At 31.4% G+C, this 14,339-nt stretch carries 17 protein-coding genes; 8 read left to right on the top strand and 9 right to left on the bottom strand.

All coding sequences use genetic code 11. The features are described 5' to 3' along the window. Nucleotides 1-113: 113 nt before the first annotated feature. The 6 genes from HMPREF3247_RS11360 to HMPREF3247_RS11335 all read right to left on the bottom strand — a co-directional run bounded on the left by HMPREF3247_RS11360 (nucleotide 114) and on the right by HMPREF3247_RS11335 (nucleotide 4,508). Nucleotides 114-1,118, bottom strand: coding sequence for a 5-oxoprolinase subunit C family protein (locus tag HMPREF3247_RS11360; RefSeq protein ID WP_000022323.1), 1,005 nt, complete (start codon nucleotides 1,116-1,118; stop codon nucleotides 114-116). Continuing rightward, on the bottom strand, nucleotides 1,102-1,812 hold the full coding sequence (locus tag HMPREF3247_RS11355) for a 5-oxoprolinase subunit B family protein (protein ID WP_000708692.1): 711 nt from the start codon (nucleotides 1,810-1,812) through the stop codon (nucleotides 1,102-1,104). The genes HMPREF3247_RS11360 and HMPREF3247_RS11355 overlap by 17 nt, the downstream gene beginning before the upstream one ends. A gap of 87 nt (nucleotides 1,813-1,899) precedes the next feature. Beyond that, entirely contained in the window at nucleotides 1,900-2,106 is a 207-nt protein-coding gene (locus tag HMPREF3247_RS11350; protein ID WP_001790169.1) for a hypothetical protein, read from the bottom strand. Between the two features lie 65 nt (nucleotides 2,107-2,171). Next, nucleotides 2,172-2,780 carry an aminotransferase class IV gene (locus HMPREF3247_RS11345; protein ID WP_001175787.1) on the bottom strand — a complete coding sequence of 203 codons (609 nt, stop codon included), beginning with the start codon at nucleotides 2,778-2,780 and terminating at the stop codon, nucleotides 2,172-2,174. Continuing rightward, entirely contained in the window at nucleotides 2,780-3,931 is a 1,152-nt protein-coding gene (locus HMPREF3247_RS11340; RefSeq protein ID WP_001217797.1) for a chorismate-binding protein, read from the bottom strand. Before HMPREF3247_RS11340 ends, HMPREF3247_RS11345 begins: the two co-directional genes overlap by 1 nt. Continuing rightward, nucleotides 3,915-4,508, bottom strand: a complete 594-nt coding sequence (locus tag HMPREF3247_RS11335; RefSeq protein WP_000604515.1) for an anthranilate synthase component II — start codon at nucleotides 4,506-4,508, stop codon at nucleotides 3,915-3,917. The genes HMPREF3247_RS11340 and HMPREF3247_RS11335 overlap by 17 nt, the downstream gene beginning before the upstream one ends. Nucleotides 4,509-4,858: 350 nt before the next feature. Here HMPREF3247_RS11335 and queC point away from each other — a divergent pair, with 350 nt between their 5' ends. The 8 genes from queC (at nucleotide 4,859) to saeS (ending at nucleotide 10,600) form a co-directional block, all read left to right on the top strand. Further along, entirely contained in the window at nucleotides 4,859-5,527 is a 669-nt protein-coding gene (queC, locus tag HMPREF3247_RS11330) for a 7-cyano-7-deazaguanine synthase QueC (RefSeq protein WP_000446724.1), read from the top strand. 1 nt (nucleotide 5,528) lies between these two features. Further along, nucleotides 5,529-5,948 carry a 6-carboxytetrahydropterin synthase QueD gene (gene queD, locus HMPREF3247_RS11325; protein WP_000941336.1) on the top strand — a complete coding sequence of 140 codons (420 nt, stop codon included), beginning with the start codon at nucleotides 5,529-5,531 and terminating at the stop codon, nucleotides 5,946-5,948. Between the two features lie 3 nt (nucleotides 5,949-5,951). Beyond that, entirely contained in the window at nucleotides 5,952-6,665 is a 714-nt protein-coding gene (gene queE, locus HMPREF3247_RS11320) for a 7-carboxy-7-deazaguanine synthase QueE (protein ID WP_001062972.1), read from the top strand. Between the two features lie 98 nt (nucleotides 6,666-6,763). Continuing rightward, the gene (locus HMPREF3247_RS11315) at nucleotides 6,764-7,348 is read left to right on the top strand and encodes a hypothetical protein (RefSeq protein ID WP_000604990.1); all 585 of its coding nucleotides are present in this window, start codon (nucleotides 6,764-6,766) and stop codon (nucleotides 7,346-7,348) included. Between the two features lie 279 nt (nucleotides 7,349-7,627). Further along, complete coding sequence (locus HMPREF3247_RS11310; RefSeq protein ID WP_001093562.1) at nucleotides 7,628-8,068, top strand: DM13 domain-containing protein; 441 nt, start codon at nucleotides 7,628-7,630, stop codon at nucleotides 8,066-8,068. A 342-nt stretch (nucleotides 8,069-8,410) separates the two neighbouring features. After that, complete coding sequence (locus HMPREF3247_RS11305) at nucleotides 8,411-8,884, top strand: DoxX family membrane protein (RefSeq protein WP_001037807.1); 474 nt, start codon at nucleotides 8,411-8,413, stop codon at nucleotides 8,882-8,884. Continuing rightward, nucleotides 8,859-9,545, top strand: coding sequence for a response regulator transcription factor SaeR (gene saeR / locus HMPREF3247_RS11300; protein WP_000149344.1), 687 nt, complete (start codon nucleotides 8,859-8,861; stop codon nucleotides 9,543-9,545). Before HMPREF3247_RS11305 ends, saeR begins: the two co-directional genes overlap by 26 nt. Further along, the gene (gene saeS, locus HMPREF3247_RS11295; RefSeq protein WP_000244415.1) at nucleotides 9,545-10,600 is read left to right on the top strand and encodes a two-component system sensor histidine kinase SaeS; all 1,056 of its coding nucleotides are present in this window, start codon (nucleotides 9,545-9,547) and stop codon (nucleotides 10,598-10,600) included. Before saeR ends, saeS begins: the two co-directional genes overlap by 1 nt. Nucleotides 10,601-10,671: 71 nt before the next feature. Here saeS and csbB read toward each other — a convergent pair whose 3' ends face one another. The 3 genes from csbB to HMPREF3247_RS11280 form a co-directional block, all read right to left on the bottom strand. After that, nucleotides 10,672-11,655, bottom strand: coding sequence for a lipoteichoic acid-specific glycosylation protein CsbB (csbB, locus tag HMPREF3247_RS11290; protein ID WP_000702781.1), 984 nt, complete (start codon nucleotides 11,653-11,655; stop codon nucleotides 10,672-10,674). A 131-nt stretch (nucleotides 11,656-11,786) separates the two neighbouring features. Then, nucleotides 11,787-12,626 (bottom strand): aldo/keto reductase, encoded by an 840-nt coding sequence (locus HMPREF3247_RS11285; protein WP_000931239.1) that lies wholly within the window; start codon nucleotides 12,624-12,626, stop codon nucleotides 11,787-11,789. A gap of 221 nt (nucleotides 12,627-12,847) precedes the next feature. Next, nucleotides 12,848-14,197, bottom strand: a complete 1,350-nt coding sequence (locus HMPREF3247_RS11280) for a hemolysin family protein (protein ID WP_000450257.1) — start codon at nucleotides 14,195-14,197, stop codon at nucleotides 12,848-12,850. Between the last annotated feature and the right edge of the window lie 142 nt (nucleotides 14,198-14,339).

Raw genomic sequence — 14,339 nt, 5'->3', positions numbered from 1 at the left:
TGTGAAACGAATTAGAATATGATACATTTCGCAGATAAAACACAGTATTATTTCATTATACATTAGGAGGAAATTATTTGCATCGGACTCGAGTATGAGCTACGTACCAAATATTATTTCATCATTTCTAATTGCATTCTATATTCTATTCCATGGAATAATTGGTTTAACCAGTTACTATACTTAACAAGGTTCTTTTCAGCCGTTAAAATATCTATAAATTGAAATTTCAAACGTGATCCTTGCGGTTTTTGTGCTAATTTCGTTAAATGATAACTTGCGATTGTACCGATTTGCGGGTAGCTACCTAACGTATAATGATCATTTAATAAGATAATAGGTGTGCCATCACGCTTAATTTGTATCGTTCCTTTTTTGACAGTCTGATACGGCGGCATATCTTCATAAAAAGCTTTGATTTTTTCACCTTCAAGCATCATTCCCATGCGATTTGCTTTGCTCGTTACTTTATAATCATGTTTCACAAATCTTTGAATGGCATCTTCTTTAAAATCTTCCGTACCTTTATTTTTAACGACATGAAATACATCAGACATATAATTAAATGACAAGGCGTATCCATCAATACCCCAATCTGTTTGTTTCGTGTGAGCAAGGTTTTCAAATAACTTATGATGACGAGCTGTATAATCTCTCTTAAGCTTTATTTCATCGCCATCTTGTAATGTTCTACCTTTAAAACCACCAATTTTTACATTAAAGTCGGTTGAGTTAGATCCTAACCATGCATCTAATTCAAATCCGCCTCCCACAGCTAAATACACTCGCGATGTATAACTTGTTTCTCTAAACTTTAAAACATCGCCTTTATCTAACAAATACAATTTATATGGAGATATAGTCATATGCTCAGTGTAAGCTTTGACATTACCCCCTGCTAATGCAATCAGCGTAGGTTCTGTAAAACGAATCGTTGCCATTTTATTAGTCATTTCCAAAGTTGCTTCATTCTTGTCATTAGCAACTAATCGATTAGCAATTTCATGTGCTAAAGTATCAAGTGCACCACATGGAATTACACCATCATGTTCATATCCCCTTCTGCCAAAGTCCTGAAAGCTACTGAATAAGCCACTTTTTTCAATTATGATTGACATCTTTAAACGCTCCTACTTCTAATTCATTTTCATTGATAGGTCTAAATTTAATATTATCGCCTAACTTTAAGCGTGCGAAATCTGATTCTTTCGGATTAAAAAGTGATAATGGTGTATAACCAATAACTAACCAATCATTAATTGTATCCGTAGTTACAATACCGCATTTTTTCCCTTCAAGTACTACAGAACCAGCTGGAATGAATTTTTTCTGTTTACTCGTGTGATTAATATACAATTTCTTATTTAATCCAGTTAAATAAGGAAACCCAGGTGAATATCCCATCATCGAAACAAAATATTGCGCCTTAGAATGTAATTCAATAAAAGTTTCTAGCTTGATTTTGTAATGTTTTAAAAGTGATTCTAAATCCGGACCATATTTCGAACCATACACAATTGGTATTTCAATCAAATCTTGCTGGTTAAAATCATGTTTTATGTTTAAATGAATCGATTCTATTAGTGCTTTCATGTATAAAAAAGGTGATTGTATATTATGGTGTTTAATCATATCCCTTGCGTCATAGACAATCATCATGTCTGATTCTGATGGCACAATTTCTATAATAAATGGATAATTTTGTTCAATTAAATATGAGCGAAGTGTTAATAAATCTTCGGTTAAACTTTTAGATACTTCTTTTTCAATTGCGACTACAATGGCTTGGTCACCTTGACTATATATTTTCATTTGTACACCTCTTCAATATTTGGTTACTTTACTTTCATTTTTAATTATAGAATCGATTGAATAGTTCATTTTACCTACTCACTAAATTTACTGGTGATACATTAAATCCATTGCCCGCACAACAAAAGGCATGAGTTCGTGAATTAATGCGTATACAAGGATAAAGCTTATAACAGTAGTAATTGTTGCTATCAAACGAACAACATATATTCTATTTTCAGATAGCAATCGATTCACTAATCGATAATTTACGTATACAAGAATTAACAACAGCACAATATAAACAATAATCATATTTGGCCCCATTTAATTTTTAAATTTGTTTTCACATCATTTTCTACATTATTATCATAATAATTTTAAAGGCAAAGGTGGACATCGGCAACCTCTCGTAAACTATTTATCAAAAATAAACGTATCTCATTGTTATGATATTTATAAATCAATTCGTTTTTATTAAAGTCTTTTTCAACAAGTTTGTCACTATCTATTAAATAATCACGCATGCATCCTTTTAAGAAATCATCTTTATAACTTGGTGTGTACCATTTTCCATCCTCTTCAATGACAATGTTGCCAATATCAAATTCAAGGACCTTGCCGTCCTCTGAAGTTAGCAATATTAAATCTGTTTCATGATTGTGAGCTAAATGCTTTCGTTCTGTCGTTTTATTATTTATAAAAGTTGGATTAACTACTTTGGGCAACACTTGAAATTTTGCTGTAAAACTACTTTTCTCAGGTAAAGGTGACACTATCGTTTCAAATTCGCTTTCAGCATTTAATACGATTTTAAGTCTATATTGGCCACTGTGATACTTTGTTGTTACATCGTTTAATTCATTTCGCCATGCATGTTCATCAAATTTAAAGTTTAATCGCTCAGAAGAACATTTTATGCGATTAGTATGATAAGTAAGTCTAGGGATATGTCCATTTTCAATTTTCATTGTTTCAAATAATTGCATTATAACATCTCCAAAATCTTGGTTTTTGCGTAAAATTCATTCACTTCATCTTTTGGCTTAGAATCAATTGTAATACCTGCTCCGACTCCATAAATCGCTTGTCCATATTTATACTCAATAGTACGAATCGGAATATTAAAAATCATTTTATCATCTTCAGTTGGAAGTAATAGTCCAATTGCTCCGCAGTATATACCACGAGGTGAACTTTCTAATTGTTTAATATATTTCATTGTATTCAGTTTCGGTGCACCTGTAATCGAACCACAAGGAAATAACGATGTTAAAATTTGAGTTAGGTCTGTATTAGTTTTTAAAGTACCACTTACCATCGAAGTCATTTGAAATACAGTTTTATATGCCTCAATAAAAAATAGTTTATACACCTTAATTGAGCCACTCTGTGATATTCTCCCTATATCGTTTCTTAGTAAATCAACAATCATGACATTTTCTGCACGATCTTTCGAAGAAGTTTGCAATGTTTTATAATACTGTTGATCTTCAGCTTCCGTTTTACCTCTAGGCATTGTCCCTTTCATCGGTTTGCTTATGATAACGTTATCGACATTGTTAAACTGTCCTTTTTGAAAAAATAATTCTGGTGAGATAGACGCTACTTGGATTTCATCTGTTTGTAATAACGCAGTATAATTACCATTACTAAATTGAGTTAATCGTTCATATAAAGTACTAATAGGATAATAAATGTTATCCGTTAAGCGCGCCGTATAGTTCACTTGATACGTTTCGCCTTCAACAATTGCTTGTTGGACACGTTTAATATTAGTCATCATAACCTCAGAAGATTCAACAAATGAAAAATGATGCTTTGATACATAAGAAGTTTGATGTTCATATGTTGAATTTATGCTTTCCGCTTTTTCAAAACTATAAGCTACTGCATAAATATCATCTTTAGCTAATGAATGTGTACACATAACATGATTAAAATACTTTGCCGCTTCGTAACTTAAATATAACGAGACATATCTACCTTGTCGTTGCTGCGCTTGTGCAAAGTGTATCACTTCTCCCACATCAGCCAACTTAGTAGCAACATACTTCTTTATAAATCCCTTTAATTGAATATGGTATTGCTTATATTCATTTTCAGTTAAATAGTAGCGATAATTATATTCTATTCTCACAGTAATCACCTACCTTCGATAAAAATAATTCAACTTGTCGATAACCGTATTCACTCAAAATAGATTCAGGATGATATTGCACACCAAAAACCGGAAATGTAATATGCTCAAATGCCATAATAATCGCTTCATCGTTTTTGGCTGTAATCTTTAAGCAATTTGGAAAAGTCGCTCCGTCAGCAATTAATGAATGATAACGCATTACATTGAAATTTTGAGGCAGTCCTTGAAAAATACCTTCATTGGTATGGCGTAACTGTGTAGTATGTCCGTGTACAGGATGATAGCCGTGAATGATATTTCCACCAAAATAAGACACGATACATTGAAATCCTAAGCATACACCTAGTATAGGTACACGCTGATAAAATTGTTCTAACACTTCATTCAATATAGGATAATCATCCGGATTACCCGGCCCAGGTGAAATAACAATTGCTTTTGGCTTCATATTAATGACGTCTTCTATCAGCAGATTATCAATACCAACAACTTGAACTGTTAGTTTCGTTTGAGTCTTAATATAGTCTATTAAATTATATGTAAATGAATCATTATTATCTATGACTAGAATCATTGTATACTCCGTTCTAAATGTGTTTTATTTTTATAATATGTATTGGATGTAGCTAAAACTTTAAAAGCATTGTCATTATCCTGACCTTGATTTTAACTAATATATAGTATATTCTATTCATCGTACATAAATGAATATCAGAGGTTCCTAGCTGAAACCCTCTATAAAAAACTAGACATTGAAATTTCAAACATTCGTTGGTAAACCTTTAATATATATTATAGGAGCAACCCATTTCTTTCGTCTATCTTTTATGGAGATAGGCTTTTTTTATTTTATAAATTAAAAACGGGCTTATCAATGCCATTAACCTCTTTATTAATATTATTAATGATAGGAGCAATTACAAAATGGAAAGTGTATTAAATAATGAAAAAGCCATCGTTGTCTTTAGTGGTGGTCAAGACAGTACAACATGTCTCTTTTATGCAAAAAAACATTTCAAAGAAGTTGAACTCGTAACGTTTAATTATGGCCAAAGACATGATACTGAAATTGAAGTCGCAAAACAAATTGCACAAGATCAAGGAATGAAACATCACGTTTTAGATATGTCATTATTATCACAACTTACTCCAAACGCATTAACACAACATGATATGGAAATTACTAATAATGAAGATGGTATACCTAATACATTTGTTCCAGCTAGAAATTTACTTTTCTTGTCGTTTGCAGGCGCTCTAGCTTATCAAATTGGGGCTAAGCATATTATTACAGGCGTATGTGAAACAGACTTTTCAGGCTACCCAGACTGTCGCGATAGTTTTATAAAATCAATGAACGTAACATTAAGCCTAGCTATGGACAAAGATTTTGTCATTCATACTCCTTTAATGTGGTTAAACAAAGCAGAAACGTGGAAATTAAGTGATGAACTCGAAGTTTTAGATTATATTCGTACAAAAACATTAACATGCTATAACGGTATCATTGGGGATGGCTGTGGTGAATGTCCAGCTTGTCATTTACGTCAACGTGGACTAAATCAATATCTTGAAAGTAAAGGAGCGCTTTAAAATGTTACAACAAATCTATCCTAGTACAACGCATCCATATCAATTCGAATTAAATAAAGACTTTAATTTTTCGGCTGCACATCACATTCCTTGTGAAGAAGCAGGTATTTGTCAAAATGTCCATGGTCATACTTACTTTGTTAATTTAACAATTGTCGGTGATAAACTAGATGACACTGGCTTCTTAGTGAACTTTAGCCATTTGAAAAAGATGATACACGGTAAATTTGACCATCAACTGTTAAATAACTTACCTGCTTTTAAAAACAAAATCCCTTCAACTGAAATCGTAGCGGAAACAATTTATCAAATTGTTAAAGAAAATTTGGCATCGCTCGAACACCAACCAAAATGTATTCAAGTATTTGTAAGAGAAACACCAACAAGTTATGTTGTATTTAGACCAAAGGAACAGGTGTAACTAATGGCTAAAATTCCTGTACTCGAAATATTCGGTCCAACCATTCAGGGTGAAGGTCGAGTAATCGGTAGAAAAACGATGTTTGTGAGAACAGCTGGATGTGATTATCGCTGTAGCTGGTGTGATTCTGCATTTACTTGGGATGGTAGTGCTAAAGGCGATATAAAACTCATGACCGCTGAAGAAATTTATGATGAATTAAAACGAATTGGTGGCGATTTATTTAATCACGTTACAATTTCTGGTGGTAACCCAGCATTAATTAAAGGTATCCAAGAGTTAGTTGACTTATTTCAAGATAAAGGTATTTTCAGCGCACTGGAGACACAAGGCAGTAAATTCCAACCTTGGATGACACAAATTGATGATTTAACGATTAGTCCAAAACCACCAAGTTCAACTATGACACCTGATTTAAAAAAGTTAGATGAAGTGATTACACAATGCGTACCTTCCTCATTAAACTTAAAAGTAGTTGTATTCGACGATAAAGATTATGATTTTGCCAAAATGATACACCACCGTTATCCAGATATTCCCTTCTATTTACAAGTTGGTAACCCATATTTATCAGACAGCGTAGATAATCATACCGAAAAGTTGTTAGAACGCTACGAGCAGTTGGTGGATTTAGTTATGCAAAGTAATGATATGAATCACGTTTATGTGTTACCACAACTTCATACATTACTTTGGAGTAATAAAAAAGGTGTATAAAGGATAACTTATTTTACTTTTTACAAGTCATATCTAATGAATAACAATATATTAATTGATATAATAGTTGATTGAAGTATAACGAACAGGAGTCCATCATGATTTTATATATATTAATTAATATTGCTATCGTCGTACTTATAACTGGATTCAATTTATATAGGCATCAAATGCAACATTTATCATTAAGTGCAATGTTGTTATCTATTACGATAAACGCCTTTATAAATACATTCATAATTGATAAATATAACTTTATTACTCTGTGTACTATAACGATGTTTATCATTTGGACGATACTACAGTTTTACATTGATAAAAAATTAAAACCTGTATACATTACAGACCAAAAATTTATTGCTATCATATTAACGATTGTTGTCAGTTTAACGCAACGTGTTACCGACTTTTCAAGTACACAATCAATATATATGTCTATTCCATTTTTAGCCCCTGCAATTTTCATCATTGGTGGTATTATGTTGTTTATTTCAACATTTAATAGCTTAGATGAAACTGCTGAAAATAATAACAAAATAAAGAAACTAATGATTAAAGGACTTATCATTATTAACATTTCATTTATCGTTATGATGGTTTTAACACCATATTGGTACTTGTATTTAATCGTCTATCTTATTTTCTTGTTGTTTTTATTGTGGCAAAAGGTTTATAAATTTTAATACCAAAACTATAAAACACTTCTGATATTCTTAGTTCAAAATATCAGAAGTGTTTTATAGTGTTATCTAGTTCAGATAAATATTTTCTCACCTAAAAAAATGCCCTCCTCTTATTTTGACTCCTATTTATTTAAATCAGACAATTATTTTCATTTTCAAATTATTCTTTCTTCAATATTAGTTAAGCGATATTTAAACGAAGTTAAGAATTAGTTAATGGCATATTATTTGCCTTCATTTTAAACTTAACTTATCAAATTGAAGAAATGAGGAGTTAGCATGAATACAAAATATTTTTTAGCAGTTGGTGCTGTTGCCTCTGTATTAACTTTAGGCGCTTGTGGTAATTCTAATTCACAAGATCAAGGTAACAAAACTGAACAAAAAACAAAGTCAGAAGATAGCAATGTTAAAACTGATAAAACAAAACACCTAACAGGTACATTCAGTTCTAAAAACGGTGAAACTGTTGAAGGTAAAGCTGAGATTAAAAATGGTAAATTAATGCTTACTAACTACAAATCATCAAAAGGTCCAGATTTATACGTCTACCTAACAAAAAATGGCGACATTAAAAACGGTAAAGAAATCGCAATGGTTGACTACGATAAAGAAAAACAAACATTTGATCTTAAAAATGTAGATTTAAGCAAATATGATGAAGTAACAATCTATTGTAAAAAAGCTCACGTCATCTTCGGCGGCGCTAAATTAAAATAATCAATTTCTGAGTTAAACTTTTATTTACAACATACTATTACTATACATTACAAATTTTAAAAATATACATTACACTCATTACTCAATGGAAAGCGTATGATTTCACAGCCCCCCTAGCTTGTAGAAATCATACTTTCCTTTTTTCAATATATATACAACTATTAAATCCCATAAGATTGTAGAGCACATAAGTAAAATTTTTTTAGAGCTTGAGGTTTGTTTAGCTTAAGCAACCCATGAGCTCAAACACTTCCTGTTCACATAACACTACAAATCGCATTATGTTGCTTAATCTTATGTTTATATAAATTACACACAATAAATAGAAAGAATGTGAACATCATGAATAAATTATTGCTACTCGTTACATTTATCATTCGTGTGGGTTCAGGTATTGTTATGTTAATGCAAGGCTACGAAAAATTAACGGGCGGATTTACGCTGAAAGGTTTAGTACCAGTCATCGCTAACAATACTGATTCACCAGAGTGGTATAAGTGGTTTTTCGCAAATATAGTTGCACATACGACGTCATTATTTGATATTGTTGTCCCACTCGGAGAGATTGCAATTGGATTAGGTTTAATTTTTGGAGTTTTTGCATATGCTGCTAGTTTCTTTGGAGCCTTTGTTATGATAAATTATATCTTAGCAGATATGATATTTACGTATCCTCTTCAATTAACTTTCTTTATCCTTTTACTAATGAGTCACTCATTGTTAAAACAGATTTCACTTAAAGAAATCATTAATTACTTTAGAGGTCGTAAGAACAGAGGTGAAAAAATAGATGACCCACTTACTGATCGTGGATGATGAACAAGACATTGTAGACATTTGTCAAACCTATTTTGAATATGAAGGTTACAAAGTAACAACGACAACTAGCGGTAAAGAAGCAATTTCTTTACTATCAAATGATATTGATATCATGGTACTTGATATCATGATGCCAGAAGTTAATGGTTACGACATTGTCAAAGAAATGAAAAGGCAAAAATTAGATATCCCCTTTATCTATTTAACTGCCAAAACACAAGAACATGATACCATTTACGCCTTAACTTTAGGTGCAGATGACTATGTCAAAAAACCATTTAGTCCAAGGGAACTCGTTTTACGTATTAATAATTTACTTACAAGAATGAAGAAATACCATCATCAACCAGTTGAACAACTGTCGTTTGATGAATTAACACTTATTAACTTAAGTAAAGTTGTGACTGTAAATGGTCACGAAGTCCCTATGCGTATTAAGGAATTTGAGTTATTGTGGTATTTAGCTTCTAGAGAAAATGAAGTTATTTCTAAATCAGAATTACTTGAAAAAGTTTGGGGATATGACTATTACGAAGATGCTAATACCGTGAATGTCCATATACACCGTATTAGAGAAAAATTAGAAAAAGAGAGCTTTACAACATATACCATCACAACTGTATGGGGATTAGGATATAAATTTGAAAGGAGCCGATAATGGTGTTATCAATTAGAAGTCAAATCATTATTGGCGTCGTATCGAGTATACTATTAACTTCAACTATTTTAGCAATTGCATATATTTTAATGTGGTTTAACGGCCATATGACACTAACTTTGACCTTAACGACAATAATTACAAGCTGTTTAACCTTATTAATATGTAGTATTTTTATTAATCCACTTATACAAAAAATTAAGCAGTTTAATATAAAAACTAAGCAATTTGCTAACGGAAATTACGCAAGCAATGATAAAACGTTTAATTCACCAAAAGAAATTTATGAATTAAATCAATCTTTTAATAAAATGGCTTCTGAAATTACGCAACAAATGAATCAAATTAAATCCGAACAACAAGAAAAAACAGAACTGATTCAAAACTTAGCCCATGATTTAAAAACACCTTTAGCAAGCATTATTTCATATTCTGAAGGACTACGTGATGGTATAATCACAAAGGATCATGAGATTAAAGAGTCATACGACATATTAATTAAACAAGCAAACAGATTATCAACATTATTTGATGATATGACTCATATTATCACTTTAAATACAGGTAAAACATATCCCCCAGAATTAATACAACTAGACCAATTACTTGTATCAATATTGCAACCATATGAGCAACGTATCAAACATGAAAACCGCACATTAGAAGTGAATTTCTGTAGCGAAATTGATGCATTTTATCAATATCGAACGCCACTTGAGCGTATTTTAACAAACTTACTTGATAATGCGCTAAAATTTTCAAATGTTGGTAGTCGCATTGATATTAATATTAGTGAAAACAAAGATCAAGATACTATCGACATTGCTATTAGCGATGAAGGTATTGGCATTATACCAGAACTACAAGAACGTATATTCGAACGTACATTCAGAGTAGAAAACTCTCGTAATACAAAAACGGGTGGTTCTGGATTAGGCTTATATATAGCTAATGAACTCGCGCAACAAAATAACGCAAAAATCAGTGTAAGCAGTGATATAGATGTAGGAACTACGATGACTGTAACATTACACAAATTAGACATTACGTCATAATCCGATTTATTTATAAAATAAAATGCAAAGACTAAAAAGAAGCTCCCATTAATGAGGGCTTCTTTTTTTGTTTATTTAGAATAAACTTTATGGGTATCCTTCTCATCATTTTCAATACTTGAAAGATTTGTAGCTTGAATAATATATTTAGGACGTGCCTTAACTTCATAATATATCCTGCCAATATATTCACCTACAACACCAATTGAAATTAACTGTATGCCGCCTAATAATAAAATAGCTGCAATCGTTGAAAAATATCCCGGAATATTAACACCAGATATCATAATATTGATGAATAAATAGATAATATATAGCACGCTTATTGAAAAGATAAACAAGCCAAGATAAATCATCATTCTCAAAGGTTTACTATTAAAGGAAATCAATCCATCAATACCATAATTAAATAACTTTTTAAAGGACCACTTAGATTCCCCTTTTTGTCTCTCAACATTTTGATACGTAAACACTTTAGTATTATAGCCTATCCATTCAAATAACCCTTTTGAAAATCGATTATATTCTTCAAGTGATGCAATGGATTTAACAGCTCTTTGGCTTAAAAGTCTAAAATCACCAACACCATCATCAAATTGTACTTCTTCTACAAAGCAATTAACTAACTTATAATACAAATGGCTTAATGTTTTGCGACTAAAATTTTCACCACTTCTATCACGCTTTGCAATCACTTGATCATAGCCTTCCATAAAACCTTCAACCATTTTCGGAATATATTCAGGTGGATGTTGCAAATCACAATCTATCATGATGACTGCATCAAATTCAGTACTATGCTGGTAACCTGCAATCATAGCTGCTTCTTTTCCAAAATTTCTACTAAAAGAAATAAAGCTGACATGCCTATCTATTGTGGCAAGATGTTGCATTTCATCTATAGTGGTATCCGTACTACCATCATCTATGAAAAGCATATTATAATCATAGCCTTTCACACTACTATCTTGTGAAAGTATTTCAGTTAATTGTTGATGTGTTTGTGTAATGACTTCCCCTTCATTAAAACAAGGAATGACGACTCTAATTTTCATCTATGTCCATCCTTTTTATTTAAAAGATTTTGAATGTACCTGAGTATTGTTTTATCAAATAGTAAAAACCAACTCATTTATTTTAATGTACACATTAAAAGGCATTCATAAACGTAAAATTTAACATCCAGTTATTTTAAATCCCCAATTTTCACATCATCTGGATTTTTACCTTGTCTTGCATTTCTATTTAAAGCATCAATTTCAGCTACTTCTGTTAATTCTAAATTAAAATCTAAAATATCTATATTTTCTTGAATGCGTTTAGGTGTCTGAGATTTTGGAATAATAATTCTATTGTGTGCTAAATGCCAACGTAATACAACTTGTGCTGGTGTTTTATGATATTTTTCAGCAATTTTAACAATGACAGGGTTGTCTAGTAGTCCTCTATTTCTCATCAAAGGCATCCATGCAGTCACTTTAATATCGTGACGATCACAAAATTCTTGTAATTCTTGTTGGTTAAAATATGGATGTACCTCAATTTGATTCACCATTGGTTTGATACTTGATTGAGCCATTAATTTTTCTAGATGATGAACATTAAAATTACATACACCTATTGCTTTTACCTTACCTTGCTCGTAAAGTTCTTCCATAGCTTTATATGTTTCTAAAAATAGACCATCTGCTTCACAAGGCCAATGTATTAGAAATAAATCAAGATAATCAGTTTGTAAATTTTCAATCGATTTGTTGAAATATTCGAATGTTTTCTCATAACCTTGATAGTCATTCCATAACTTCGTTGTTATAAACAAATCTTCTCTATCGACGCCATTATCCTTTAATGCTCGTCCTAGTGAAGCCTCATTATCATAAAAGTATGCTGTATCAAACGCTCTATAGCCTGCGTCAATTGCAGCATTTACAACTTTAGTCATATCTTCGTCAGAGATTTTATAAACACCTAATCCAACTGAAGGCATCGGGTATCCATTATTTAATATTTGTATCTCATTCAACATCTTTATATCTCTCCAATCTATGTATCTTTTATATCTTTACATTACCCTAAATTTTTCAATAAACTCAATTAATACGAATTATCGCTTTCAATAAAAAATATTCATTAAATCATTAAAGATATTGAGTTCCAATACTATTTTCACTTTTCATTAATTTTAGTCAAAAAAATAACCAACCAAAAATGAATTAAATCATTCTTAGTTGGTTTATATATTAATATCTATTCTGATTTTTCATCTTCATCAGACTGTCCGATAGTAGGTCTCGCTTCATTAAATTCATAGTTTAATATCACCCAAATAATTTGGTGGTTATCGATTTCTGAAACAACCCAGCGATCATAAGTTGTATCCACGTAATCATCTTTTTGTAAATTGGTATTACGAGATTGTAACCATCCACCTATCGTATCAATATCCTCAGAGTCATCAAATTCTATACCGAACTCTTCAGTTAAATCATCCAATAGTACTCTGCCATTTACTTGGAATGTCTTATTATCAATTTTAACGATATCATTCACTTCATCATCATCAAATTCATCACGAATTTCTCCAACGATTTCTTCTAAAATATCTTCCATCGTTAAAATACCTGCCGTTCCACCATATTCATCTATAATAAGACTCATATGTACATGTTCACGTTGCATTCTAATTAATGCATCACTGATACGTGTTGTCTCTGAAATCATTGGCAACTCATGTATATAGTTTGCTATTTTAATCGTTTTTCCAGAAGCGTATTCAGTTAAAAATTCTTTGACGTTAATAAATCCTTTAATGTGGTCTTTATCACCATCATCAGTAATTGGATAACGCGTAAATTGATGTTCTTTTATTGTTTCTAGTAATTCGTCTACATTAAAAGGTTCATTTAGTGTAATCATTTGAGTTCTAGGTACCATTATATCTTTTGCATGTCTTTCATCGAATGAAAAGATATTTTGCATATATGCCAATTCAGTTTGGTTGATTTCTCCACCATTATAACTATTGTTAATAATAATTTTGATTTCTTCTTCTGACATTGCATCAGTTTGGGCATCAGGATTTACACCAAACATTCTAATAATAACACGTGCAGAACCATTCATCAGCCAAATCAATGGTTTCATAATGTTACCGAAATAGAACAATGGTCTTGCATATACTAAAGCAAGCTTTTCAGTATGTTGAATCGCTATAGATTTAGGCGCTAATTCACCAAGTACTACATGCAAATACGTAACGATTATAAATGACACTGCAAACGAAATCGTCGTCGTTAATGCAGTTGGTAAATTGATTGCTTCAAATATTGGGTGTAATAGCTTTTCAAACGTTGGTTCACCAAGCCAACCTAACCCTAAAGATGTTACTGTTATACCTAACTGACAAGCAGAAAGATAATAATCTAGATTAGCAATCATCTTTTTTACTATTTTAGCAGGTTTATTTCCTTCATCTGCTAGCTGTTCAATTCTTGTTGCTCTAATTTTTACTAATGCAAATTCTGAACCAACAAATACAGTGGTTAATGCAATTAATAGAATAAATATAATCAAACTAATTATGGTCGAAGTTTCCAATTAATTCCCTATTTCTAGGGATTCACCTCCATGTTATATGTGTCACTCATGGGTAACACGCATTCAAATTTATCACTATGACTTAAATTACAACTACATGTTATCGCCTTCCCATTTAGACACCCCCAGAAAAAAATGTTAT

The organism is Staphylococcus sp. HMSC36A10 (assembly GCF_001838845.1).
Lineage (GTDB): Bacteria > Bacillota > Bacilli > Staphylococcales > Staphylococcaceae > Staphylococcus > Staphylococcus aureus.
The sequence above is the reverse complement of the archived record's forward strand: the minus strand, read 5'-3'. Positions and strand labels throughout refer to the sequence as shown.